The sequence below is a fragment of the Aquibacillus albus genome (genome assembly GCF_016908325.1).
Lineage (GTDB): Bacteria > Bacillota > Bacilli > Bacillales > Amphibacillaceae > Aquibacillus_A > Aquibacillus_A albus.
Map to the genome: position 1 here is coordinate 309,388 of NZ_JAFBDR010000001.1, position 22,878 is coordinate 332,265.

At 34.3% G+C, this 22,878-nt stretch carries 29 protein-coding genes and 1 other RNA gene; 24 read left to right on the plus strand and 6 right to left on the minus strand.

Translation table 11 applies throughout. The features are described from left to right. The first annotated feature begins 2 nt into the window (after positions 1-2). Positions 3-650 (plus strand): endonuclease III, encoded by a 648-nt coding sequence (gene nth / locus JOC48_RS01685; RefSeq protein ID WP_204497306.1) that lies wholly within the window; start codon positions 3-5, stop codon positions 648-650. A 167-nt stretch (positions 651-817) separates the two neighbouring features. On the opposite strand, the gene JOC48_RS01690 is transcribed toward nth, so the two are convergent. Further along, positions 818-3,382 (minus strand): transglycosylase domain-containing protein, encoded by a 2,565-nt coding sequence (locus JOC48_RS01690; RefSeq protein WP_204497307.1) that lies wholly within the window; start codon positions 3,380-3,382, stop codon positions 818-820. 19 nt (positions 3,383-3,401) lie between these two features. Further along, positions 3,402-3,989, minus strand: a complete 588-nt coding sequence (gene recU, locus JOC48_RS01695) for a Holliday junction resolvase RecU (protein ID WP_204497308.1) — start codon at positions 3,987-3,989, stop codon at positions 3,402-3,404. A gap of 112 nt (positions 3,990-4,101) precedes the next feature. Between recU and JOC48_RS01700 the strand changes: the two genes are divergently transcribed. From JOC48_RS01700 to JOC48_RS01765, 14 genes are all read left to right on the plus strand, one after another. Then, positions 4,102-5,052, plus strand: coding sequence for a DUF2515 family protein (locus JOC48_RS01700; protein ID WP_204497309.1), 951 nt, complete (start codon positions 4,102-4,104; stop codon positions 5,050-5,052). Between the two features lie 408 nt (positions 5,053-5,460). Then, on the plus strand, positions 5,461-5,787 hold the full coding sequence (locus JOC48_RS01705) for a hypothetical protein (RefSeq protein WP_204497310.1): 327 nt from the start codon (positions 5,461-5,463) through the stop codon (positions 5,785-5,787). A gap of 35 nt (positions 5,788-5,822) precedes the next feature. Then, complete coding sequence (locus JOC48_RS01710) at positions 5,823-6,191, plus strand: DUF1798 family protein (protein ID WP_204497311.1); 369 nt, start codon at positions 5,823-5,825, stop codon at positions 6,189-6,191. Between the two features lie 95 nt (positions 6,192-6,286). After that, the gene (cdd, locus tag JOC48_RS01715; protein ID WP_204497312.1) at positions 6,287-6,685 is read left to right on the plus strand and encodes a cytidine deaminase; all 399 of its coding nucleotides are present in this window, start codon (positions 6,287-6,289) and stop codon (positions 6,683-6,685) included. A 95-nt stretch (positions 6,686-6,780) separates the two neighbouring features. Beyond that, positions 6,781-7,245, plus strand: coding sequence for a CotD family spore coat protein (locus JOC48_RS01720; RefSeq protein ID WP_204497313.1), 465 nt, complete (start codon positions 6,781-6,783; stop codon positions 7,243-7,245). A 340-nt stretch (positions 7,246-7,585) separates the two neighbouring features. Next, on the plus strand, positions 7,586-8,152 hold the full coding sequence (locus JOC48_RS01725) for an SLOG family protein (protein ID WP_204497314.1): 567 nt from the start codon (positions 7,586-7,588) through the stop codon (positions 8,150-8,152). Positions 8,153-8,211: 59 nt separating this feature from the next. Next, positions 8,212-8,511, plus strand: coding sequence for a cell division regulator GpsB (gpsB, locus tag JOC48_RS01730; RefSeq protein ID WP_204497315.1), 300 nt, complete (start codon positions 8,212-8,214; stop codon positions 8,509-8,511). Between the two features lie 98 nt (positions 8,512-8,609). After that, an RNA gene (gene rnpB, locus JOC48_RS01735) (RNase P RNA component class B) lies at positions 8,610-8,991 on the plus strand. Between the two features lie 174 nt (positions 8,992-9,165). Next, positions 9,166-10,305 (plus strand): THUMP domain-containing class I SAM-dependent RNA methyltransferase, encoded by a 1,140-nt coding sequence (locus tag JOC48_RS01740; protein WP_204497316.1) that lies wholly within the window; start codon positions 9,166-9,168, stop codon positions 10,303-10,305. Between the two features lie 4 nt (positions 10,306-10,309). After that, the gene (locus JOC48_RS01745; protein WP_204497317.1) at positions 10,310-11,800 is read left to right on the plus strand and encodes a carboxypeptidase M32; all 1,491 of its coding nucleotides are present in this window, start codon (positions 10,310-10,312) and stop codon (positions 11,798-11,800) included. 102 nt (positions 11,801-11,902) lie between these two features. Then, positions 11,903-12,670, plus strand: coding sequence for an SDR family NAD(P)-dependent oxidoreductase (locus tag JOC48_RS01750; protein WP_204497318.1), 768 nt, complete (start codon positions 11,903-11,905; stop codon positions 12,668-12,670). A gap of 113 nt (positions 12,671-12,783) precedes the next feature. Beyond that, entirely contained in the window at positions 12,784-13,869 is a 1,086-nt protein-coding gene (locus tag JOC48_RS01755) for a type III polyketide synthase (RefSeq protein WP_204497319.1), read from the plus strand. Further along, positions 13,869-14,387, plus strand: coding sequence for an isoprenylcysteine carboxyl methyltransferase family protein (locus tag JOC48_RS01760; protein ID WP_204497320.1), 519 nt, complete (start codon positions 13,869-13,871; stop codon positions 14,385-14,387). The genes JOC48_RS01755 and JOC48_RS01760 overlap by 1 nt, the downstream gene beginning before the upstream one ends. A gap of 99 nt (positions 14,388-14,486) precedes the next feature. Further along, positions 14,487-14,759: a DUF6123 family protein gene (locus JOC48_RS01765; protein WP_204497321.1), complete on the plus strand. Its 273-nt coding sequence runs from the start codon at positions 14,487-14,489 to the stop codon at positions 14,757-14,759. 6 nt (positions 14,760-14,765) lie between these two features. Here the strand turns inward: JOC48_RS01765 and JOC48_RS01770 are convergent, their stop codons facing one another. After that, the gene (locus tag JOC48_RS01770) at positions 14,766-15,155 is read right to left on the minus strand and encodes a reverse transcriptase-like protein (RefSeq protein ID WP_204497322.1); all 390 of its coding nucleotides are present in this window, start codon (positions 15,153-15,155) and stop codon (positions 14,766-14,768) included. Positions 15,156-15,244: 89 nt separating this feature from the next. Beyond that, the gene (locus JOC48_RS01775) at positions 15,245-15,445 is read right to left on the minus strand and encodes a cold-shock protein (RefSeq protein ID WP_204497323.1); all 201 of its coding nucleotides are present in this window, start codon (positions 15,443-15,445) and stop codon (positions 15,245-15,247) included. 586 nt (positions 15,446-16,031) lie between these two features. On the opposite strand from JOC48_RS01775, the gene JOC48_RS01780 reads away from it, so the two are divergent. Beyond that, on the plus strand, positions 16,032-16,655 hold the full coding sequence (locus tag JOC48_RS01780; RefSeq protein ID WP_204497324.1) for an HD domain-containing protein: 624 nt from the start codon (positions 16,032-16,034) through the stop codon (positions 16,653-16,655). A gap of 27 nt (positions 16,656-16,682) precedes the next feature. Here the strand turns inward: JOC48_RS01780 and JOC48_RS01785 are convergent, their stop codons facing one another. Next, complete coding sequence (locus tag JOC48_RS01785; protein ID WP_204497325.1) at positions 16,683-17,738, minus strand: C40 family peptidase; 1,056 nt, start codon at positions 17,736-17,738, stop codon at positions 16,683-16,685. A 164-nt stretch (positions 17,739-17,902) separates the two neighbouring features. On the opposite strand from JOC48_RS01785, the gene JOC48_RS01790 reads away from it, so the two are divergent. From JOC48_RS01790 to JOC48_RS01820, 7 genes are all read left to right on the plus strand, one after another. Then, positions 17,903-18,658, plus strand: a complete 756-nt coding sequence (locus JOC48_RS01790; protein WP_204497326.1) for an anthrax toxin lethal factor-related metalloendopeptidase — start codon at positions 17,903-17,905, stop codon at positions 18,656-18,658. A 37-nt stretch (positions 18,659-18,695) separates the two neighbouring features. Then, positions 18,696-19,655 carry a thymidylate synthase gene (locus tag JOC48_RS01795; RefSeq protein WP_204497327.1) on the plus strand — a complete coding sequence of 320 codons (960 nt, stop codon included), beginning with the start codon at positions 18,696-18,698 and terminating at the stop codon, positions 19,653-19,655. Between the two features lie 25 nt (positions 19,656-19,680). Continuing rightward, entirely contained in the window at positions 19,681-20,169 is a 489-nt protein-coding gene (locus JOC48_RS01800) for a dihydrofolate reductase (RefSeq protein WP_204497328.1), read from the plus strand. Between the two features lie 114 nt (positions 20,170-20,283). Beyond that, positions 20,284-20,457: a twin-arginine translocase TatA/TatE family subunit gene (gene tatA / locus JOC48_RS01805; protein WP_204497329.1), complete on the plus strand. Its 174-nt coding sequence runs from the start codon at positions 20,284-20,286 to the stop codon at positions 20,455-20,457. Between the two features lie 40 nt (positions 20,458-20,497). Further along, on the plus strand, positions 20,498-20,683 hold the full coding sequence (tatA, locus tag JOC48_RS01810) for a twin-arginine translocase TatA/TatE family subunit (RefSeq protein WP_204497330.1): 186 nt from the start codon (positions 20,498-20,500) through the stop codon (positions 20,681-20,683). 69 nt (positions 20,684-20,752) lie between these two features. After that, positions 20,753-21,508 (plus strand): twin-arginine translocase subunit TatC, encoded by a 756-nt coding sequence (gene tatC / locus JOC48_RS01815; protein WP_204497331.1) that lies wholly within the window; start codon positions 20,753-20,755, stop codon positions 21,506-21,508. Positions 21,509-21,558: 50 nt separating this feature from the next. Then, positions 21,559-21,774 (plus strand): YozE family protein, encoded by a 216-nt coding sequence (locus JOC48_RS01820; RefSeq protein ID WP_204497332.1) that lies wholly within the window; start codon positions 21,559-21,561, stop codon positions 21,772-21,774. 47 nt (positions 21,775-21,821) lie between these two features. On the opposite strand, the gene JOC48_RS01825 is transcribed toward JOC48_RS01820, so the two are convergent. After that, on the minus strand, positions 21,822-22,145 hold the full coding sequence (locus JOC48_RS01825) for a YolD-like family protein (RefSeq protein WP_204497333.1): 324 nt from the start codon (positions 22,143-22,145) through the stop codon (positions 21,822-21,824). 288 nt (positions 22,146-22,433) lie between these two features. Here JOC48_RS01825 and JOC48_RS01830 point away from each other — a divergent pair, with 288 nt between their 5' ends. Further along, positions 22,434-22,817, plus strand: coding sequence for a DUF5365 family protein (locus JOC48_RS01830; protein ID WP_204497334.1), 384 nt, complete (start codon positions 22,434-22,436; stop codon positions 22,815-22,817). Positions 22,818-22,878 lie beyond the last annotated feature (61 nt).

A 22,878-nucleotide genomic window follows, 5' to 3' on the forward strand; every position in this document is an offset into this window, starting at 1 on the left:
AGATGCTTAATAAAAAGCAGATACGGTTTTGTTTAGATGTGATGGAAGAAATGTTTCCTGAAGCAGAATGTGAGCTGACTCATAAAAATCCATTTGAATTAGTGATAGCTGTCGTTTTATCTGCACAATGTACAGATGCACTTGTTAATAAAGTAACAAAGGATTTGTTTAATAAATATGAAACCCCTGAAGATTATTTGGCAGTTTCCATAGAAGAGCTGGAACAAGATATTCGTTCGATCGGTTTATATCGTAATAAAGCTAAAAATATACGAAAGTTATGTCAAATGCTCATTGACGAGTATGGTGGAGAAGTACCTTCATCAAAGCAAGAACTTGAAAAGCTAGCAGGAGTAGGAAGGAAAACTGCTAATGTTGTAGCATCAGTTGCTTTTAAAGAGCCAGCGATAGCGGTAGATACCCATGTAGAACGAGTATCAAAACGATTAGGTATATGTAAATGGAAAGATTCTGTTTTAGAGGTTGAAAAGACGTTAATGCGTAAAGTCCCGAAAGAAGAGTGGAGTGATACACATCATCGTATGATTTTTTTCGGTAGATATCACTGTAAAGCAAAAAATCCTAACTGTGATGAGTGTCGACTCCTTGATATTTGTAGAGAAGGACAAAAGAGAATGCGAGCAAGATAAAATGAATGATTTATTTATGGCAGGCGTTAAAATATGAAGCGGAAGATAAGAAAATGTAAAACGCATGGATCTGATTATCCATGCGTTTTGTGTGCTATTTCTATTGTAATTTAATCTGTTATTTAGTTGTGATTTCCCATAGAATTCGTTTATTGGTCATAAAATAGTTAAGAATTATTATCTTCACCTTCGTTTGGTGTATCTATAATATCTTCAGGATCCAATGGTTGGTTTTCGTCATCTTCATTTTCATCAAGGTTACTATCGCCGTTATTATTATCGTCGTTATTCCTTTCATCATTGTTGTTTTCTTCTTCGTTATTATTTTCGTCACCATTTTCTTCGTTATTATTATCTTCATTATTATCATTGTTGGTGTCATCGTTGTCGTTATCATCATCATCGTCTACTTCTTCATCTTCTTTTGGAATTTCAACTTCCACAATACTTGGATTACTTACATTTTGAGCATTATTATCGCTAACAACGACTACCTCGATTTGATAAATTTTACCTTGATCAACATTTCCTATTTCTAATTCGGTCCCTTTTGTTGTTGTTAATTTAGTTAACGAACCGTCTGTGCCAGCTGAAAGTTCAAACGAAACAGGAGTGTCATCGTCTTCATCATAATCCCATTCTACTAATATTACGTTGTCATCCTCATCATATTCTGCGGTTAGTTCTTGAACCGGATTTAATTGATGGTACTTTTGTGATCTTTCTGTTGGTTCTGTCCCTCTTACAAAAAGCTCTGTTATAATTTCAGAATGAGGTGTATGCTCACTAGGTAATTTGGCAGGAATTGTCCCTTTTTCAACACTAACCTCTACAACGGAATTCGGTTTTTCCCAATCCGGAGTTTCAATCCCCTCAGAAATGTAGGCCATTGTATGTCTGAAAAGTTCTTGTGAAATTTTTGTGTTTGGAAGGACCCTTTTTTGATCATCATAACCAGTCCAAACTGCTATCGTATAATTCGTTGTATATCCACTAAACCAAGAATCTGGGCTTCCTTCTTTATCTTCTAAATTGGTTGTCCCAGTTTTTCCAGCTAAAGGTAGCCCCGGTATATTTGCTGTCGTTCCAGTACCACTTCTAACAACAGTTTTAAGCATATCTGTGATCATGTATGCTGTATATGGAGACATAACTGCTTCTGCTTCTGGTTTCAAGTCAACTGTACGGCCATCACTATAAACAACTTTTGTTACGGCATATGGTTCATTGTATATACCTTCATTACCAAAAGCGCGATAAGCACCAGCTAATTGCATTGGAGTGACTCCGGTGGATGTTCCACCAATGGCATCACGAATTGTCATCGAATCATTTGCAAAAGTTACTCCTAAATTTTCAGCGAAAGATTGTGCGTTACTATAGCCATTTTCTTCTAGCGTCTTTACAGCAGGTACATTTAATGACCATTGCAGGGCATAACGCATCGATACCCATCCTTGATAAGAACGATTCCAGTTTTCAATTGGTGAACTACCAGCAACGTCATATGGTTTATCATCATTAATTTGATGATAAGTAGATAGTTTATTCGTTTCTATAGCTGGTCCATAAGCTGTTATTGGTTTAATGGTTGAACCTGGTTGCCTTCCATTACCGTGGAAGGCATAATTCCAACCATTTTGATTATCACGGTTTCGTCCACCACCTATCGCTCGAATAGCTCCAGTTTTGGTATCTAACACAGTTAGTCCTGCTTGGAAGTTTTCATCTGGATAGGTTATTGGATTTTCTTCGCTATCAGTCAGTAGCATTTCAACTCTCTTTTGAGCATTTTGGTCAATGGTAGTATAAACTTCAATACCTTCTTTATAAATGTTAATGTCTAACTTTTCTTCGACCTCTTCAGCAACTTTTTGTAAAAAAGCCTCGTAAGGTGTTGAGTCAGGACGTTTATTAATTAGCATTGACTCAATACTTACTTGTTTAGCTTCATTTGCTTCTTCTTCTGTTATTTTTCCATGCATTACCATTAAATCTAAAACTGTATCCATTCGTTGTTTTGCCAAATCAGGATTAACAAATGGATCATATGCACTAGGCCTTTGCGGTAGTCCTGCCAGTAACGCAGATTCAGGTAAGGTGAGTTCATCTAAATCAGTTTTTCCAAAGTATGTTTCTGCTGCTTTTGCAACACCATAGGCTTGTGCTCCGTAAAAATTTTTATTTAAATACATGGTTAAAATATCTTCCTTTGAATATTGACTATCTATTTGTATAGCAAGCCATTGTTCTTGAACTTTACGCTTCAATGTTTTTTCTGGTGATAAGAAAGAGCCTTTAACTACTTGCTGTGTAATGGTGCTTGCACCTTCTGAACCAAATCCGTTTGTTATATTACCTAAAATCGCTGCAGCAATCCTTTGAAAATCAATTCCTGGATGATTAAAAAAGCGTGCATCCTCCGCAGCAATGACAGCATCAATCAGTACGTCGGGCAGATCATCATAGCTAATTTTGGTGCGTTTATAGGTACCCAAATCAGCGAACACTTCTTTATTGATATCATAAACTTTAGTAGACGCTGGATCAGATAACAGTGCTTCATTAATATCTGGGGCTCCAGCTACATAATAAGTAAATACAGCACCTATACCTAACATGGATACAACACCAAGAATAATGATCAAGAGTAGTACTTTTTTCCAAATTGTTTTTTTGTTTTGCTTTCGTTGCTTTCTTCTAGCAGATCGAGATTGGCTTTGTTTTGCCATCACTCATCTTCCTCCGTTTCTAAAAGTAAATCTGATCAATTACAGATAGATAATCAACTCTTTCGTGTAATTTAAAAGGGATTTTAATCCCTTCTCGTTTCATAAAAGAATAAGGTATGGATTTTCTTCCTCCATTATTTTGACTTTCCCAAAACGTAAAAAGTTTCATAGCTGGTAAGAAAAAGGTTTCAGAATGAGAAGAAAATCGAATGATTAAAAAACATATTCCTCCATGATCGACTACTGATTTCATATGGTTAATTTGATGTTCATGAATATTTGCTAAAGGAAAAGATGTTTTATTTTTCGTTTCTTTTGCTTCAAAATCAATATACCGATGGCGATATATACCGTTATAATCTGTAGTAGATGCCTGCTTAAAATATCCTTCTTTAATGACTGCTGCACTACGTTTTGGATAGTCAACCTTCACAATTTGAACAGGTGTTGGCTTTTTATGAATGACTGCTTTATTTTGTAACAAATAATAATTATTGGTTTCATTTATATCTTCCTCCAAAGTCATTCCTCTATTACTGAAGCTTGTCTTATTATTAATCTGCTGCTGAATAGAAGAAGAAGGCTTCTTTCCATTAGGATATTTCAATATAGATTCCCCCTCACGCCTGTTCGTATCATATCAAATAATGATTGTTAATGAGAACTAAAAAGTAAAAATAAATAAATTGTACATCCTAATAAAGTAGGAGGTACATAACATGAAGTGGAGCGGTGATCTTGAAAATGATTTTGTTTATTATATAGAAAATAAAACAAAAAGATATAACCGAGATAACATTTCGCGCACGAAAGCTTATCAAGCTTATTACCAGCTGTTTCCTGAGGTGAAATGGGCTTTCTTAGCAAGTATGGTGTCTAGGAATGCTGGTTGGAATATGACAGACCTTGAGACGCGATTGTTTCAAAAATATCTATCGAATAAGTTAAGAACACAATTGTTTTCCACTTATGAAAGGGCAAATTGGTTAATTTTTTCGGATGCCTATCCACAATTATTATTGTATCAATTATCGAAATGCATTCAGAGACCAATGTTCCACCTTCTAGATTATTTTCATGTATCCACCTTTATGAAAGATGAATGGATTCGATATTGGAAAAATAAAAATGAAAATAGACTGTTAATTGCTCTGATTATTAATGAACAGAATGTTATCGAATCCCCTGTTACAGATCATCCGTTTTTCAAAAAACATGTTTTCTTAAACTGGCCTTATCTTATTCAAGATTTTTTTCATTTAAGTATGGTGATATTTCCGATGCGCTCTGGTGAAGTATTTGCATCCGAAGTTCATGATTTTTCCAATGTATCAAAGCGGATAGAATTAGGGAAAAAGTTATCGAGCATTCTGTTTCACTCAGACTTTTACGATGGTTTTTTTGACTTTGCATTACAAACAGAACATACGGGATCTAGATTTGATTATGAGCAATACATGTACGCTAACGTAAAAAAGTCGTCACCGATGTTGCGATCGATTTATCCAGTTATCGATCATCAAGATAAAGTTCGAAAAGATTGGTTTAAAAATGGGGGTATTAAACAAAAATGGTGGAAGCCACAAGAAGTTTCCACAAAAGATAATGCATGGGATAAATTTTATAAAAAAAGAAAGTGGTTAGATCGAATTGACCAATGGTTATCCTAGCAATACTTAAGGGTAGAGGTTTTTATCTTTTAGGATCAGGTTGAAGGATAGTGTTGATATTTAGTATATCTTTGGCCCATGAAAATAACCTTTGCTCTGAAAGCAAAGGTTATTTTAAATACATCTTATTATACAGATGGTCGGTCTGGTCCTTCTAACTTTTTGTCGCCATATCCGGTTCGTTTTTCTTCCTCTTTTTTTACGTTATTTTTCTTATCGTTAAATTTTGCTTTTTTGTTCATAAAAAATCCCTCCTTTCTTTGTAGTTTGAAGCAAAAGACAGTAAAAAATACGACACAAATACACTAATAATGTATCTTTTCTTCTAGTTTTGTCGGCTATGCAGGTAACGGCAGGGAGAAAGCGAATATCGAATATAGCGAAAAAGATATGAAGGAGGAGTTTTCTATGAGTTTGGCATTGAAACATTTTGAGTACGATAATAATAATGCATTGTCAAAGAAGGAATTTGAAAAAGCTTATTTGGAATTGTCAGAAAGAATTCGTTTAATTGATCAGAGAATTTCTACTAAGGCTGATGAGGTTGTACTTACAATGACGTTATCTCATAGACAAGAAATTGAAGAACTACAATCGGAAATTATACACTTGAGAAGTGAATTGAAAAGAGTAAAGCAGCAAACATCAAAACAAGAAGTAAAACAAGTAACATATATTAAACAGAGTAATCCATTTAAAAGTTGGTTTAAAAAAATGCAATTAGCCCGTAAATAATGATAAAGTAGAAAGGAAAGGCGGGATCGTTGCATATGAATTTAACTAAAACAACACGTGACCTAAAACGAATATTAGAAGAATTAAAAGCACATTATCTAGAAAATGAAAAACCAGAGGATAAAAGAGATAAAGCTTTTTTTGAATTTGTTAAACATAAGACTACACCTGTATATGAACGATTAAAAAAATGGGAGGATGAGGCATTAGAATTTGTGAAAAACAGAGAGGTTCATGTCCATCCTCAACAAATTGCTTCGACGAAAGAAAATATGGAGTTACTGTTATTGCACAGTTATTATATTGACGTTAAGCGGAAAAGGTATATGGAACTAAACCAATCTGTCCATTATGTTTTAGACATATTATTAAATGATTTATCTAATCAAACAGCAGATAGCTAAAAGAAATATTCAACTTACATTTTATGGTATTTCTTTTACACTATCCCAAAAGTAATCGGAATAAAGCTTACCTTAATTGAAGGGATGTTATTTATATGGACCAATTGGAACTAATAGAACAAGCGAAAAAAGTAAGAGGCAAAGCTTATACTCCTTATTCTAACTTTAAAGTTGGGGCAGCACTTTTAACAAAATCAGGGAAAGTTTTTCTTGGTTGTAATATAGAAAATGCAGCATATCCTGTTAGTTTATGTGCAGAAAGAGTTGCCATATTCAAAGCTATATCAGAAGGCGAGAAAGAGTTTGAAGCACTTGCAGTTGTAGCTGATACGCATCGCCCCGTACCTCCTTGTGGTTCGTGCAGACAGGTAATGAGTGAATTTTTTGAAAAAGAAGTAACGGTTTATGCAAGTAATTTACAAAATAAAATTAAAACGTTAACAGTAGAAGAACTGCTTCCATTTTCGTTTGATTCAAGTGATTTAGACTTATAATAAAAAATATATAATAAATTAGGTAATTGTCTTAGACATGTCTCCCTGTCTCTACATAGGTTAATATGGAACACGAAAAAGAAAGGAGACTTGATATGAGACATCATAAACCCTTCGGATGCCCAAAGCCAGTTGATACGGTGGTTTATCCAACAAAATATAATGAAGTGCACACATGCAGTGAAAGCAATGTAAAACATGTGCATCCTGCTCATACAAATGTTGTTAATCATCATCTCGTTAAAAACATTCATGAATATCCTCATTCTACGTCATATGGTAATACCGTGGATAGTGTAAATATTTATGGAGGTTCTTATGAGGTCCCTTCACCACCAAGACCAAATGTTCAACCAACTCCACCGTTTGGTCCAGGACCAGGAGCTGGAGGGCCAGCAGGAGGACCAGGACCTGGAGCTGTAGGACCGGCAGGAGGACCAGGACCAGGATCTGTAGGACCAACAGCGGGACCAGGGCCAGGAGTAGGACCTGTACCAGGATCAGGGCCAATATCTCCTGCTAATCCTAGTTTTGGAAAATTTAAAGGATTCAAAAAGTAATGAATGAAGGAAAAGGCTAGGATTTACTAGCCTTTTTCTTGGTATAGGAAATTATAAAATGTCTGGCTTGTGGATAAATGGTGTAGGTTAGCGACGTCCAGCTCCAGCGCCCAGCGACTAGTGAGACTTCCCTCACCTCCGTACGATAAGTCAACATCGGTTCACTTTGTTCACCGTGTTTCCTTTATCTCCTGCGGTTCAGTCCAAATGTTTTCGGTGGGACGAGTAACCGCAGTCCCAGTCCATACGTCGCTACCAGGGCTCTTGCGCTTTTGTTCTTATACTATGACTGTTGTTTTGATTGATGACCTATGAATATAGTAAGTTAGGAAGAATAATAATGAAAATATTAACTGTAACAGGGTACAAACCAATTGAGATGAATATTTTTAAACCAAACGATCATAAGATAGATTTTATAAAGGCAGCAATAAAGAAACGGCTAATTTCATTGATAGAGGAGGGGTTAGAATGGATATTAGTTTCTGGCCAAATGGGAGTTGAGCAATGGACTGCTGAAGTTGTCCTAGAATTAAAGCAGATCTATGACATTAAAATAGGTATCATTCCACCCTTTGAACATATGGATAAAAATTGGCCAGAGCATTATCAAAATAGCTTTCAGGAATTAACCCAGCAAGTGGACTTTTTTAAACCGATATATCAAAGTGAGTATAAGGGACCTTTTCAATTTAAAGCTCGAGATAAGTGGCTGATTAATAAAAGTGATGCCTGTTTAGTACTAGTGGATGAGGAATATCCAGGAAGTACAAGCTTTTTTTTAGAAGAATTAAAAAAAGTAAATAAAGAATCGTATTATCAAGTGCTCATGATTACTCCCTATGATATCGAAGAGGTTGTTCGTGAAATAATGGATGAAAACACAGAATATGGCAACAATGATTGACATTCTATCGTTTATTTGAAAAAATAAAGGGTAAGTTGTGGAAATATGAGGTGAAACAAATGTCAATAGATCGAATTCAACTAAATGCTAAAGATATATTGGAAAAAAATTTTAAAACGTCTATGCGTGGATACAACCAAGAAGAAGTAGATGAATTTTTAGATGTTGTGATTCAAGACTATGAAAATTATCAACAAGAGATTGACCGGTTAAAACAGGAAAATGATCGATTAAAAAAGCAAACAGATCAATCCAGGACTAGAACTACTACATCCAATCATCAAGTTAATTACGACATATTAAAAAGGCTCTCAAACCTAGAAAAAGCAGTGTTTGGAAAAAAGTATGCTGATTCTTAAAAGAAACGAGACTGCCTTTCATTACCAATAAGTGATAAGTTGTTAGTACCTGTTGACTATTATCAGAAAGATGAATACAATTAATAATTGTAAAATGAATGTTTGAGTAATCGCTGCACGTATCTTTACGTGTAGAGGAAAGTCCATGCTCACACAAGCTGAGATGTTTGTAGTGTTCGTGCTTGGCAAAATCATAAGCCAAGGTAACCTACGTAGGTTAACGGCAGGAATAATACCTAAGTCCTTTTGGATAAGGTATTGACCTTGAAAGTGCCACAGTGACGTAGTCAGGTAGGAAACTACTTGAGTGGAACGCGGTAAACCCCACGAGTGAGTAACCCAAATATTGGTAGGGGCATCCTTGATTAGGGAATACAACTGAAAAAGGGACAAGCACTTGCTTGTAGATAGATGATTACTACTTGCGTACGAGGCTAACCACCGTTTGTAGTACAAAAGAACAGAACATGGCTTATAAAACATTCATTTGGTTATACTATATTAGTAAACAGGAGTCCTTTCTAATGGTAATTGCTTTTAGAAAGGGCTTTTTTTATAGGTCAATCATTTAGCCTGTGTTTAAGTTCAGTGTTGATTTTAATGGTCAACACGATCCTTTAACAGAGCAATCATTAAAGAAGAAGGGAAGTACAAATGAAAAAAAACATCACATTAATAGCAACTGCGGCAATGGGGTTAGAGTCCGTTGTTGCAAAGGAAGTAAAGGATTTAGGTTATGAACCAACCGTACAAAATGGCCGTGTATTATTTTCTGCTGATGTTTCAGCTATCCCTCGTTGCAACTTGTGGCTGCGAACAGCAGATAGAGTGAAGCTGTTAATCGGAGAATTTAAAGCAAAAAGCTTTGATGAGTTATTTGAAAATACAAAAGCGTTAAATTGGGAAGATTTTATACCGGAGAATGGTGAATTTCCTGTTATAGGAAAATCGGTTAAATCAACCTTACATAGTGTTCCAGACTGTCAATCCATTGTTAAGAAAGCCATTGTAGAGCGTTTGAAAAATAAATATGGTATTGCTTCTTGGTTAGAAGAGACAGGATCCCTATATCGAATTGAAGTCGCATTACATAAAGACTTGGCTACACTAACAATTGATGCATCAGGTTCCGGTCTACACCGTAGAGGATATCGAGTTGGTCAAGGGGAGGCACCATTAAAAGAGACGTTAGCTGCAGCATTGGTTTTACTAACGAATTGGAGAGCAAATGATTCATTTGTTGATCCATTTTGTGGCTCAGGGACAATTCCTATTGAAGCAGCCTTGATTGGACAAAATATTGCTCCAGGCTTTAATCGTTCTTTTGCTTCTGAAAAGTGGAATATCGTACCTTCAACCGTATGGGATAAAGCATATGAAGAAATAGAAGACTTAGCAAACTATGATCAACCTTTGGATATTACAGGATCCGATATTGACCAGCGTATGGTGGAAATATCAAAAAATAATGCGATTGAAGCAGGTTTAGGAGATCTTGTTACATGGAAGCAGATGCAAGCAAAAGATTTTAACCCTAAACAAAATAATGGTTATATTATTGGTAATCCGCCATATGGGGAACGAATTGGAGATCGAAGTGAAGTTGAAAAAATGTATAAGGAATTTGGAGCAGCTATGAAGAATCATCCCTCATGGAGCATTTACATTTTAACTTCCAATGAAAACTTTGAATCTTTATTTGGCAGAAAAGCGACAAAAAAAAGAAAGTTATTTAATGGGTTCATTCGTACGGATTATTATCAATATTTTGGAAAAAGGGTGAAGGAGGAATAAGGGGATGAATCAAAAAGAAAGTGAATTTTTGACTTTTTTAAAAGAACAAAAAGCGTATGAAGAAGCATTATCATTAATTCAATGGGATTTACGAACAAAGGCCCCAAAGAAGGGATTCGAGCAACGTTCAGAGGTTATTGGTGTTTTATCGCAAAAACTTCACAACTTTTCGACTTCCGACAAAATGAAGCAGTTCATTGATGCATTAAAAGGAAATACAGAAAATGAAATGATTCAGAAGGCGGTTGAAGAATGTGAAGAAGAATATGAGCGGAATCGAAAAATACCGGTTCAAGAATATAAGCAATTCGTTACACTTCGATCAAAATCTGAAACAATATGGCAAGAAGCTCGTGAAAAAAATGATTTTAAGTTACTGCAACCCTATCTAGAAAAATTAGTAGAGTATAATATAAAATTTGCTGAGTATTGGGGTTATGAAAAAAATATTTACGACGCCTTATTACATAATTATGAACCTGGTATCACCACTGAAATTTTGGATGAAGTATTCCCATCGTTACGAGATTCATTAGCAGAATTAGTAGATCAGATAAATAACGCATCTGTAAAGCCTGACCCATCCATCTTGCAGCATCATTTTTCAAAAGAGAAGCAGGAATCTTTTAGTTTAGAAATTTTAAAACGAATGGGATATGATTTTGATGCTGGAAGATTGGATCAAACGATTCATCCGTTTGCCATATCTATTAACACCAACGATGTACGTGTAACGACTCGTTATGATGAAAATGACTTTAGAATGGCAGTATTTGGAACGATTCATGAAGGTGGACATGCACTTTACGAACAAAATATTTCACAAGATTTAGCTCAAACACCGTTAGCATCGGGAACATCTATGGGTATCCATGAGTCACAATCGTTGTTTTGGGAAAACTTTATTGCTAGAAGTGAAGCGTTTTGGGAGAACCATTTTGATCTGTTTAAACAGATTGCTCCAACTCCTTTTGAACCGATTCCGTTTGATGAATTTTATCGTGCTATTAATGAGGTAAAGCCTTCCTTAATTCGAATAGAAGCAGATGAATTAACATACTCCCTTCATATTATGATTCGCTATGAGCTTGAAAAAGCATTAATTAATCGCGAGATAGCTGTCAAGGATTTACCTGATCTGTGGAATCAGAAAATGAATGATTATCTAGGTATAACACCACCAACTGATAAAGAAGGTGTGTTACAAGATATTCATTGGTCAGCGGGTGACTTTGGATATTTTCCATCCTATGCACTTGGTTATATGTATGCAGCACAATTCAACCATTCTTTGAAAAAACAAATGAATATCGATGACCGTATTAGAAGCGGTAATTTTAAAGAAATTAAACAATGGCTAAACCAAAATATTCACCAGTTTGGTAAAATGAAAAAACCACTTCAGTTATTGAATGATGTAACTGGAGAATCACTAAATTCAAAGTATCTCGTTGATTATTTAACTAAAAAATATACAGCTATTTATAAATTGTAATATATTTGGATTAGTAGTCTTGGTGTAACGTACCTTCAAAGGGCTATTATAATTTATGGAAATATTTATCATCATTAAGATTAATAAAAAGGGGAGATTTAAATGTATTTGCCAAACTTTATGCTTCAAAGTAAGCTTGCAGTAGTTACAGGAGCAACAAAAGGAATTGGGAGAGCTATTGCATTAGCATACGCTGAAGCGGGTGCGGATATTGTGTTAATTGCAAGATCAAAAGATGGACTTGAACAAGTAAAAGAAGAAGTGGAAGCGTATGGTCGACAAGCATACACAATTAGCAGTGATATAAAAGACTATCGTAAAATCATAAGTGAAGTTGATCAATTAATTGGTGATAAGCCAATCGATATCTGGGTCAATAATGCTGGTATAAATGTTCGCAGTAAAGCAATGGATGTGACGGAGGAAGAATGGGATCAAATTATTGACACGAACATGAAAAGTTCATTTTTCTTAGCTCAAGCTGCTGCTAAAAGAATGGACAAAGAAAATCCTGGTAAAATTATTAATGTTTCATCTGTTGGCGGACATGTTGCATTACGGACTGGCGTTGTTTACGCTATGACCAAAAGCGCTTTAATACAAATGACCAAAAATCTAGCAATGGAGTGGGGGAAGCTCGGAATAAATGTAAATGCCATTGGTCCATGGTATTTTCCTACCTCATTAACTGAAAAGCTTCTTGAGGATGAAGATTATGTCCGCGACATTTTGGATCGTACACCTTTAAATCGAATTGGTAAACTAGAAGAGCTAGCAGGTACGGCAGTATTTCTAGGTTCGGATGCTAGTAATTATATTACTGGACAAACATTATTTGTTGACGGTGGAATGACAATCTATGGCTTTTAGTCGAGTTCGAAAAGGATAAAAACACTTTATGAACTTTTCAATGATTGATGTCGCCGGATAAGCTTATAATCAATGATAAGATGGGCATGCTAAACAAAAAAAGGTGAGTTTGTATGTCATACATAGCAACAATCGGTACTAGCATACCAGAATATCATTTGAAACAGATGGAGATAAAAAAATTAGTGAAAGAAATATTTTCAAAATCGGATAGAGAAATAGAGCGACTTCTACCAGTATTTGATCATGCAAATATTTTTGAGCGTCAATTTGTTGTTGATTCATCTTGGTTTTTGGAATCACATTCCTTTAAAGAAAGAAACAAGTTATATAAAGAGAAAACAATCGTTCATAGCTTACATGCAATTGACGAATGTTTATCAAAAGGAGAGAACTTGACAGAAGCAGTTCCATATCATGCTATCGATGCAATTATCTTTGTCTCAAGTACAGGCATATCCACACCTTCTATTGATGCACACCTAATAAATGAAAGAAATTTTAGAGAGGATATTGTCAGAATTCCACTTTGGGGATTGGGATGTGCAGGAGGTGTTAACGGGCTTGCAAGAGCGCATGAATGGTTATCTTATTATACAAATGGGGCTGTTTTATTGGTAAACGTAGAGCTATGCAGTTTAACTTTCCAAAAAGATGATGACAAGAAAAGTAACTTTATTGGTACGGCTCTATTTGGGGATGGGGTTTCTGCAACATTAGTATTGGGAGAACAATCTCCTTATTTAACGAAAGGTTGTGGAAGTATCCCCAGCATAAAAAAGACGAGTACACGTACAAAAAAGAATGCTCTTGATGTGATGGGCTGGGACATTACAAATAATGGTTTTGAAGTTGTATTTGCAAAAAGTATTCCGCAATTAGTTCGTACATTTTGGAAACAGCATGTGTTTGATTTTTTATATGAAAGCGGACTTTCCACTAATCAAATCCCTTTTTACGTTGCACATCCAGGGGGAAAAAAGGTGTTAGAAGCAATGGAAGAAGTATTACAAATTACACGAGAACACCTTCATTACTCCTATCAAATATTAGAAAACCATGGAAATATGTCGTCCGTAACCATTTTTTATATTCTAAAAGAATGGATGAAGGAAGATGTGACGAAAGGAACAAAAAGTATCATTTCAGCTCTCGGTCCGGGGTTTAGTTCAGAATTAATCAGCTTGGAGTGGGAATAATGTCATATGTTTTGTGGATTGTTTTCATTTATTTAATTGCTCAACGGTTAGGTGAATTACTTCTTGCAAGAAAAAATGAACAATGGATGGAAAAACAAGGGGCCTATGAGGTTGGAGAAGATCATTATAAGTGGTTTATATACACACATAGTTCCTTCTTTATCTTTCTTCTTGTGGAAGGGCTATTACTATCTTCCAAACCATTTTCCGTTTCGCCTGTATTATTTGGTATATTTATTGCTACTCAGTTGTTTAGGTATTGGTGTATTGTATCTTTAGGTCGACATTGGAATACTAAGGTTATTATTTTGCCAGGTGCTGCTTTAATTAGAAAAGGACCGTATCGCTTTTTAAAACACCCGAATTATTTCATTGTTGCCATAGAATTGTTAATCATTCCATTACTTTTTAATGCTTATCTAACTGCTATAGTATTTCCTTTGATCCACTTGGTTCTGCTTAAAATTAGAATTCCCATTGAAGAACAAGCATTATTAGATGTAATGCCAAGAGAATAAGCTATTAAGTAGACAAACAAATGTTCGTTGATTTATAATAGTATTAGTTTAATGAAGTGGAGGGTTTAAATTCTTTAGCACAGTAGAGGTGACCCTTAAATGAATAATAAAAATAGACTAGCAAACTATCTAGAAGATTTATGGACAAAGGGATTTAAACTGAATGATGATCAGGTGCGTTTTATTTATTTTGGTAAAAAGCTCACAAACGCCCCTGATTGGAAAGTTATTTTGTCTTTGAAGACAACATTACAGTTTCAGCAGACTTTCGATGGCAGTTTCTATATAAGTCTTTTAGAGCTTCTTAATCAAGAAGCTATTTACTCAACAAAAGAAGCATACGCACTATTAAAGGAAAAAGGATTCGCATAAATACAATTATTTCAGATGTATTGCTTTTCTAGCTAACCGATCTGCATTTTTGTTCTGCTTCTCTGGAATCCACTTAATGAAAAAATAAGGAAATGTTGTTACTTCTGTTAAAATTATTTCAAGTAATGGTGCAAACCTTTCATTTTTCGTAAATTCTTTTTCAATCATATCAACCACTAATTTTGAATCAGATCGAATCGACAATATTTCATTTGGATAGTGCTCTTTACACAGTCGTATCGCTTTAATAATGGCCCAAAATTCAGCTTCATGATTTGACATAGTTCCTAAATGAAACGCATGCTCCTCTTGTTTGTTGTTCTTTTTTATATAAACACCTGCACCACTTGGTCCAGGGTCTCCGCTAGATGCTCCGTCTGTATATATTTCCAGCATTGATCATTCTCCTTTAGTCATCCATTATACATAATCTAATAAGAAGAAAGGGCGGTAATCCCAGTGATTACCGCCCATATAGTATAAAATTATTGTTTTACAACATTAGATGCTTGTGGTCCACGATCGCCTTCAACGATTTCAAAGGTAACGGATTGACCTTCTTCTAGTGTTTTGAATCCTTCGCCTTCGATTGCGGAATAATGTACGAATACATCATTTCCTTCTTCCACTTGAATAAAACCATAACCTTTTTCTGCATTAAACCATTTTACTACACCGTTTTGCATGTAAAAAATCCTCCTAAAAACATTCACGTATTACGTGTGATAATACAAAAAAGACAATCGGACAACGAAAAAAGTAGCTTCCATAGAAGCGAAGGATCAAAATTCACCTTACTTCTATAGAAGCTACTTGTAAATAATGATTCCAAACGCCTTCTTTGCTTGATTTAAATATAACGCTTTTTATTTTCTTAGTCAAGGAACCTCATGATAGCCTGAAATGAATGAAATACGAACGATTTGCCAGTTAATTTATCTAATAATACGATATTAATTAACTGTCCGTTTACGAAGCTGATTTGCTAATATTATGAATGAATAACAGGTTTTGGATTCCATAGGGATAATATCAGTATTATTTTAATTAAAACGAAGAAACACGAACATTATGATATTTGGAATGGAGTTAAATATCTTAAAATAAAGTAAATTTTTTTTAATACACCGGCAATTAACAAGCTTAAAATTTTATGAACAAGTCATCTGTAAAGTCAATTTGATTGATTCAACATTATTGCCTCTTCATAATAGATATAATATGATTATTACAAATGTTTAGGGATATAAAATTTTGATTAGGAGACCAATCATGGACACTCAAACAAAGTTAGATAAAATAGAAACCTATGTTAAGCAAAAATTTTACAACGATCCAACTGGACATGACTATAATCATATGAAACGTGTAGCAAAAATGGCTAAAAAAATAGCGCTAAAAGAACAAGCGAATCCTTTTGTTGCAGAAGTGTCTGGGTGGTTACATGATATTGGTGATAAAAAGCTATTTTCTAATCCAGCTATTGCAATAGAGGAAATGAATGAATTTTTATCTTGCATTGATTTGTCACCAAAGCAAGTAACAATAATTAACGAGATAATTAGTAATGTTTCTTTTCGTAAAGGTAAAACTCCTCATTCTATAGAGGGAAAAATTGTCCAGGATTCGGATCGATTGGATGCCATGGGGGCCATTGGTATTGCAAGAGCATTTGCGTTTGGTGGGGCACATGATCGCTTGATACACGCAGAAGATAAGGAATTTAAAGATACAGCAACGATTCAACATTTCTATGATAAGCTCCTACAACTTAAGGATTTAATGAATACTAAAACGGCGCAAGAAATAGCAAATGATAGACATGAAATGATGGTTGTGTTTCTAAAACAGTTTTATTATGAATGGAACATAAATGAAAAAAAATCAGACCTCTAAGCATTACGAAAAGGTCTGATTTTATCATTATTTTTGTATTGTTAAGCGTTTTGCTCCTAAGTATCTTTGTGTCCAGTAAGAATCACTCATTTCACTTATTTCAACACCTCTTGATTCCCCTGCGTGGATGAACTTTCCATCTCCAAGATACACTCCCATATGAGAAGGTCCTGGCTTATACGTTTGATAAAATACAAAATCGCCAACTGACAGGTTATTTACAGGTTTTGTAATATTCCAGATTTCAGAAACCGTTCTAGGCAATTGAATTCCAAGCTTTTTAAATATATATTTAATATAACCACTGCAATCAAAGCCATTAGGAGTCGTTCCACCCCATATATACGGAGTTCCTATATGTTGTTTTGCAACTGTTATAAGTTCTGAAACAGCATAGTTTGCCTCTTCAGGAACTTTTTGTACCTTTTTAGAGATTGTTTTCTTTTCTTGCGTTTGTGTTGTTTGTTTTGGTGTTGATTTTGATTCCTGACTGGTCGAATCTGTGGTAGATTCTGCTGTGAAAACTTTATTTACAATTTTTTCGTTAATTTCTTCTTCCACTTCAAGTCCTTCGTCTCGTTGAAAGTTTTTTAAGGCTTGATCTGTTATTGGACCATATATTCCGTCAACTTCCGCTTTGTAGTAGCCGAAATAATATAAAGCTTCTTGTAACTTAGCAATATCTTCGCCTTTATCTCCAGGATGATAGGTTTCTTTAATTGAAGTTAAAGGCTGCAAATACTTTTCTTTTTCTACCCGTTTAATAACGCTAAGCGTTTCAATATCTGCTTGACCTGTAACTGTTAAGTCATGTTCGTATTGGAATTTCTTTAATGCATATTCGGTAAGAACACCATATTCTCCATCGATTTCCTTATCATAGTAGGACAGTTGATTTAATTTATGTTGAAGAACTCGCACAGCATCACTATGCTCACCATATTCAAGTTCTTTTGCTTGAGCTAATACCTCGTTTTGTAACATAGGGTATGCATCCACATAATAGGAAAAAGGCTGGCTTATAACAAACCCATAAGCCATGGAATGTTTCATTATTTGTTGAACACTTCCCTGTGTAAGCATAAAAAAATCCCCTTTCCTTTAGTATCTTCTTAACAAGGTGTATGTTCAAAAAAACAGAATATGATGGAATAATATAAACGAAACATAATTGTAATATGTTACAATAAAAGTACCTATTTTATATCTACAAATGAAAAAGTAATTATCTTATGTTTTTCGGCTACATGATGAAGCATTGGTATAAAAACTTGAAAGTATCGATAATCATTTTGTTGTTTTCATTTCTTCCTTTCGTTGATATAACGAAACCCTTCAGTGGAGTAATGCTACAGAAAGCAATCGGTAATGACAAAGGTTTTTCAGTACAATCACTCTCGAATTATGATTTATTACACAATTTAGTTGTTATTCCCGAGAACATTGAGAATACGTTGTCCTTAACAGTTATGTTAAATCGAATTAATCGAATCGATAGATCTGTTTTACAATTGCTTGTGAACCAAGGAGTTAAAATTAGATTATTTGAAGGAAGCCTGACAGATGAACCATTACTTTTTCATTTAAGAGGCGAAAAACCCCGCGGCTGGGAGAAAGATATTACGTGGGATGATGTACCAGGTGCAGGCGGTAATTGGTTAATTTCAGCAAAAATTGGTGCGAGCATGCCTGGTAGTGGTCATGGTTCTATAAACCTAGAATTGCATGAAATTGGACACACGGTTTATCGTCTTTTATTGACAAACGAAAGATTTGCTGAAAAGATAGAGTTTATTTGGAAAGAAGAAGTTCACGAAATGTTTCCTGAAAAGGATTACTTTATACAATATCCATCTGAATATTTTTCAGAGATGTTTGCTTACTATTATTATAGTAAACGATCTAATTATGAGATGAGAAACAAAGCACCGTTAACATATGCCTTTTTTGAAAGATTTCAGCAATTAAATGGAAACGAAATTGAACCAAATTATTTTTATTAAGCAGTAATATTGTTTGTACGGAAGGGAAGTATTTTGGATGACTACAGGTGAACAAGCCTATTTAGAACTTTGTAAGATGATATTAAATGATGGAGAAAAAAAAGATGATCGAACTAACACTGGTACGTTATCGATTTTTGGCCATCAAATGCGCTTTCCTCTAGGGGATGGTTTTCCATTACTAACAACAAAACGAGTTCCATTTCGACTCATTGCCAGTGAATTATTATGGTTTATCAAAGGTGATACTAATATTCGCTATCTACTTGAACACAATAATAATATTTGGAATGAATGGGCTTTTAAAAAGTGGGTAGAAAGCGAAGACTATAAAGGACCAGATATGCATGATTTTGGCTTAAGGAGTCAAAAAGATCCTGATTTTAATGAAATTTATAAGCAACAAATGGAAATATTTAAGTCAAAGATTTTAAATGATGCTGCATTTGCTGAAAGATTTGGAGATCTTGGCTCTGTCTATGGTAAACAGTGGAGATCATGGGAAACCTCTAAAGGAGATACGATTGATCAATTAAAGACTGTTATTGAAGCAATTAAAAATAACCCGGATTCTAGACGCCATATTGTGACCGCATGGAATCCAGAAGATGTTCCTTCAAATATGGCTCTTCCTCCATGTCATACAATGTTTCAATTTTTTGTTGCTAATGGCAAGCTATCTTGTCAGTTATATCAGCGTAGTGGTGATGTATTTTTAGGTGTACCTTTCAATATAGCAAGTTACGCCTTATTAACACATTTAATTGCACACGAATGTGGTTTACAAGTAGGTGATTTTGTGCATACGCTTGGAGATGCACATATCTATTTGAACCATTTAGAGCAAATTCGTACACAGTTAAGCAGAGAAGCTAAGCCATTGCCTAATTTAAAGTTAAATGAGGAAAAAACCTCTATTTTCGATTTTGAAATGGAGGATATTACGATTAGTGACTATAATCCTCATCCACCTTTAAAAGCGCCTGTTGCCGTTTAGTTGTGTGGTTAAAGGAGGAAATATTATGATTTCATTGCTTGTTGCTATGGATCGAAATCGAGTAATTGGATATAAAAATGATCTACCTTGGAGATTACCAAAAGATTTAAAGTTTTTTAAAGAGCTTACTACAAACAATGTGATTATTATGGGAAGGAAAACATTCGATTCGATAAAACGTCCTTTGCCAAATCGAAAAAATGTTATTGTTACAAGGGACCCTTCTTATTCTCAAGAAAACTGTACAGTAATTCACTCGTTAGAAACAGTACTTGAATGGAATAGACAACACCCAACTGTAGAATATTTTATTATTGGTGGAGGGGAAATATTTAAACAAGCACTTGCTGTAGCTGACCGTATGTATGTGACGTATATAGATGAAGACTTCCCAGGTGATACGTATTTTCCAACCTACGATGAAAGCGAATGGATAGAAACAAACCGAGTAAAAGGAATAAAGGACGAAAAAAATCCATACGATTATTATTTTATTCAATACGATCGAAAATAATTTATTTTTTCATGCGTTTTTTAAAAGATAGACAGGGATTTTAAATATCTGTATAATGTAGGGAAATTGCAATAAAAAGCGTATGTAATTACTTTTAAAGTTTGAGGTGAAGAAATGCTTTCAACAATTGGAATACCAGGTTTAATATTAATTTTAATTATTGCGCTTATCGTTTTCGGACCAAAAAAATTGCCTGAAATAGGAAAGGCAACTGGACAAACCTTACGTGAATTTAAACATTCAGCTCGTGAAATTTCTGAAGAAGAGGAAACAAATAAGTCAAAATAATGTTGTTTTATATAGGGTTGTTTAAAAGGAGTGATTAAAAATGTTAAGTAATATAGGATTTCCTGGTTTGATTTTAATTTTAATTATTGCTCTTATTATCTTTGGCCCATCAAAGCTTCCTGAAATAGGAAAGGCTGTTGGAAGCTCATTAAAAGAGTTTAAAAAGGCTACAAGGGATATTGTATCGGATGATGAATCGAACAAAATAGATGACAATAAAAAGTAAGAAGGTGTAAGGGACGTACCTTACATCTTCTTTTCTGCGTACTCGTTTTTGAAAGGAGGGAGGATGACGATGTCCAATGGGGACCAGTTTACTGAGCAAAACGAGATGAATTATTTAGATCATTTTTCTGAATTAAGAAAACGATTAATTTGGACAGCTATTGTGTTTTTGATTTTCTTTGTGACTGGTTTTATGTTTGTAAAAGATATTTATGCTTTTTTTGTAAAGGATTTAGAGTTCACATTAAACGTGATAAGTCCTGGAGAAATCTTATGGATCTATTTTACAATGGCATTTGTCGTTGGAAGTATCGGTACACTTCCATTTCTTTGTATACAAATTTGGTTGTTTGTTAGTCCTGGTTTAACCAAATCTGAACGTAAAGTTTCCTTGTTTTACATACCACCTATTTTTGTTTTATTTGTTGCTGGGCTCACTTTTGGTTACTATGTTTTTGTTGGCCTTATTTTACCTTTTTTACTTTCTTTAAATGATGGTATGTTTAACGAAATGTTTACGGTAGATAAGTATTTTCGTTTTTTACTACGTGTTACTTTGCCATTTGCTGTTCTATTTGAAATACCGATTATCACTATGTTTTTGACTAGTTTAGGGATACTTACGCCTACTTTTTTAAGAAAAAGCAGGAAGTATGCTTATTTCATTTTAATTATTATTGGAACGATGATATCACCTCCAGATTTTGTTTTGCAGTTAGTTGTTGCCATCCCTCTCATTATTCTTTATGAAATTAGTGTTGTATTATCTGGTATTGTGTTCCGAAAGAAACAGGAAAAGCATGATAATTTTATGAATGAATCGTAAATATAAAAGTTATTGATGAACACAAAGTAATTAGATAGTGAGGTGAAACGATGCGTTCATTCTATCATTATATGATGAGATATCGTGGTTTAAAGCAACCTACCGACGAAAGTCGTTTAGCAGATTGGATGTTTGAAGATCATGATTTCCCTAAGCATTCTGCCTCTTATGATGAAATTAGCAGATATTTAGAATGGAATGTTCCGTTTGTAGAAGCAGTGCAAGTTTTTGACAAACTATGGGATGACTATCTAGTAAATAGTTAGTATAAATGAAGAGGCTGCCCCTTCGCTTTTGGGACAGTCTCTTGTTTCTAAAGATTTATGATTTCTGATAGTAAAACAGTTACTTTTTGGGAAGATTCTGGATTCTTAATTACTAATTGACGGTTTTTAGAATCAATCGATTGTATAAAGCCATGACAGATATGATAGTTATCGTCTCGGTAATAAGTGATAGTTATAGCTGCATTACTTGTTATTGCATGATTAAGTCTTTGGTTCATTTCTTCTAACTGATGCTCATCTAGTACTGGCTTGTGTGTTTTTTGATCCTCTGACCACAATTGTCTTAACATTTCTACATGCTCTGGCAGCATTAATGAAGTCCACTTAATAGTCCCTCTATCATTGACCATTTGATATCACCCCTGTCACAATTATAATCGAACACTCGTTCTTTTTCAACAGAACAGGAACGAGTGTTCTTGTTTTAAGATAATAATGCCAAATGGAAATGAACATTTGATTCCTTATAAATATTGCCAATAATTACTCCTTAAAAAAATAATTCGTTACATGTTATAGTTAAATAAGGCTAATTCTTGTTCCCTTTGTTAATTGAGGATAAGGGGACAATTTTCATTCCAATTTATTCATAAAAAGTACAAAAACCAAATGTCCAAATTTTTAGGGGAGGACTAAATATGAAGATCATTACAGCATCGACTCCAGAGCAACAGACTTATGTTAAAGAATTAATACAGAAATTATATGAAACCATTTTTCCTTATTTTTTTTCACAAGCTTACATAAAAAAGTTAAAAGAATTTAATTTAATGGAAATACCTAACTTAAAGGACCTTAGCTTAATAGAAATAATGGAGGTAACAGCTGCTATTCAAACCATTTCTTCTATATTGGAGGAGCTAGCTAAATCCAATAAACAAATGGATGAGTATAAGAATGCTTTTCGTAAAAATGCTGCTATTTTATCCAAATATCATATTGATTTTCCATTTGAATTAGTAGATTTTCAAACGGATTCGGATAATCAAACTTCTCATAGCCATGATTCATTATATATGTAAAAATTTATTTCTAAAGTAAGGTGCTGACGCGTAAGATATATTATAGAAAAGGACATTTGGA

What these genes read in the sequence shown, in the direction of transcription:
- nth (WP_204497306.1), top strand. Translation starts at nt 3, where the DNA reads ATGCTTAATAAAAAGCAGATACGGTTTTGTTTAGATGTGATGGAAGAA.
- JOC48_RS01690 (WP_204497307.1), bottom strand. Translation starts at nt 3,382, where the DNA reads ATGGCAAAACAAAGCCAATCTCGATCTGCTAGAAGAAAGCAACGAAAG.
- JOC48_RS01700 (WP_204497309.1), top strand. Translation starts at nt 4,102, where the DNA reads ATGAAGTGGAGCGGTGATCTTGAAAATGATTTTGTTTATTATATAGAA.
- JOC48_RS01705 (WP_204497310.1), top strand. Translation starts at nt 5,461, where the DNA reads ATGAGTTTGGCATTGAAACATTTTGAGTACGATAATAATAATGCATTG.
- JOC48_RS01710 (WP_204497311.1), top strand. Translation starts at nt 5,823, where the DNA reads ATGAATTTAACTAAAACAACACGTGACCTAAAACGAATATTAGAAGAA.
- cdd (WP_204497312.1), top strand. Translation starts at nt 6,287, where the DNA reads ATGGACCAATTGGAACTAATAGAACAAGCGAAAAAAGTAAGAGGCAAA.
- JOC48_RS01720 (WP_204497313.1), top strand. Translation starts at nt 6,781, where the DNA reads ATGAGACATCATAAACCCTTCGGATGCCCAAAGCCAGTTGATACGGTG.
- JOC48_RS01725 (WP_204497314.1), top strand. Translation starts at nt 7,586, where the DNA reads ATGAAAATATTAACTGTAACAGGGTACAAACCAATTGAGATGAATATT.
- gpsB (WP_204497315.1), top strand. Translation starts at nt 8,212, where the DNA reads ATGTCAATAGATCGAATTCAACTAAATGCTAAAGATATATTGGAAAAA.
- JOC48_RS01740 (WP_204497316.1), top strand. Translation starts at nt 9,166, where the DNA reads ATGAAAAAAAACATCACATTAATAGCAACTGCGGCAATGGGGTTAGAG.
- JOC48_RS01745 (WP_204497317.1), top strand. Translation starts at nt 10,310, where the DNA reads ATGAATCAAAAAGAAAGTGAATTTTTGACTTTTTTAAAAGAACAAAAA.
- JOC48_RS01750 (WP_204497318.1), top strand. Translation starts at nt 11,903, where the DNA reads ATGTATTTGCCAAACTTTATGCTTCAAAGTAAGCTTGCAGTAGTTACA.
- JOC48_RS01755 (WP_204497319.1), top strand. Translation starts at nt 12,784, where the DNA reads ATGTCATACATAGCAACAATCGGTACTAGCATACCAGAATATCATTTG.
- JOC48_RS01760 (WP_204497320.1), top strand. Translation starts at nt 13,869, where the DNA reads ATGTCATATGTTTTGTGGATTGTTTTCATTTATTTAATTGCTCAACGG.
- JOC48_RS01765 (WP_204497321.1), top strand. Translation starts at nt 14,487, where the DNA reads ATGAATAATAAAAATAGACTAGCAAACTATCTAGAAGATTTATGGACA.
- JOC48_RS01770 (WP_204497322.1), bottom strand. Translation starts at nt 15,155, where the DNA reads ATGCTGGAAATATATACAGACGGAGCATCTAGCGGAGACCCTGGACCA.
- JOC48_RS01775 (WP_204497323.1), bottom strand. Translation starts at nt 15,445, where the DNA reads ATGCAAAACGGTGTAGTAAAATGGTTTAATGCAGAAAAAGGTTATGGT.
- JOC48_RS01780 (WP_204497324.1), top strand. Translation starts at nt 16,032, where the DNA reads ATGGACACTCAAACAAAGTTAGATAAAATAGAAACCTATGTTAAGCAA.
- JOC48_RS01785 (WP_204497325.1), bottom strand. Translation starts at nt 17,738, where the DNA reads ATGCTTACACAGGGAAGTGTTCAACAAATAATGAAACATTCCATGGCT.
- JOC48_RS01790 (WP_204497326.1), top strand. Translation starts at nt 17,903, where the DNA reads ATGATGAAGCATTGGTATAAAAACTTGAAAGTATCGATAATCATTTTG.
- JOC48_RS01795 (WP_204497327.1), top strand. Translation starts at nt 18,696, where the DNA reads ATGACTACAGGTGAACAAGCCTATTTAGAACTTTGTAAGATGATATTA.
- JOC48_RS01800 (WP_204497328.1), top strand. Translation starts at nt 19,681, where the DNA reads ATGATTTCATTGCTTGTTGCTATGGATCGAAATCGAGTAATTGGATAT.
- tatA (WP_204497329.1), top strand. Translation starts at nt 20,284, where the DNA reads ATGCTTTCAACAATTGGAATACCAGGTTTAATATTAATTTTAATTATT.
- tatA (WP_204497330.1), top strand. Translation starts at nt 20,498, where the DNA reads ATGTTAAGTAATATAGGATTTCCTGGTTTGATTTTAATTTTAATTATT.
- tatC (WP_204497331.1), top strand. Translation starts at nt 20,753, where the DNA reads ATGTCCAATGGGGACCAGTTTACTGAGCAAAACGAGATGAATTATTTA.
- JOC48_RS01820 (WP_204497332.1), top strand. Translation starts at nt 21,559, where the DNA reads ATGCGTTCATTCTATCATTATATGATGAGATATCGTGGTTTAAAGCAA.
- JOC48_RS01825 (WP_204497333.1), bottom strand. Translation starts at nt 22,145, where the DNA reads ATGGTCAATGATAGAGGGACTATTAAGTGGACTTCATTAATGCTGCCA.
- JOC48_RS01830 (WP_204497334.1), top strand. Translation starts at nt 22,434, where the DNA reads ATGAAGATCATTACAGCATCGACTCCAGAGCAACAGACTTATGTTAAA.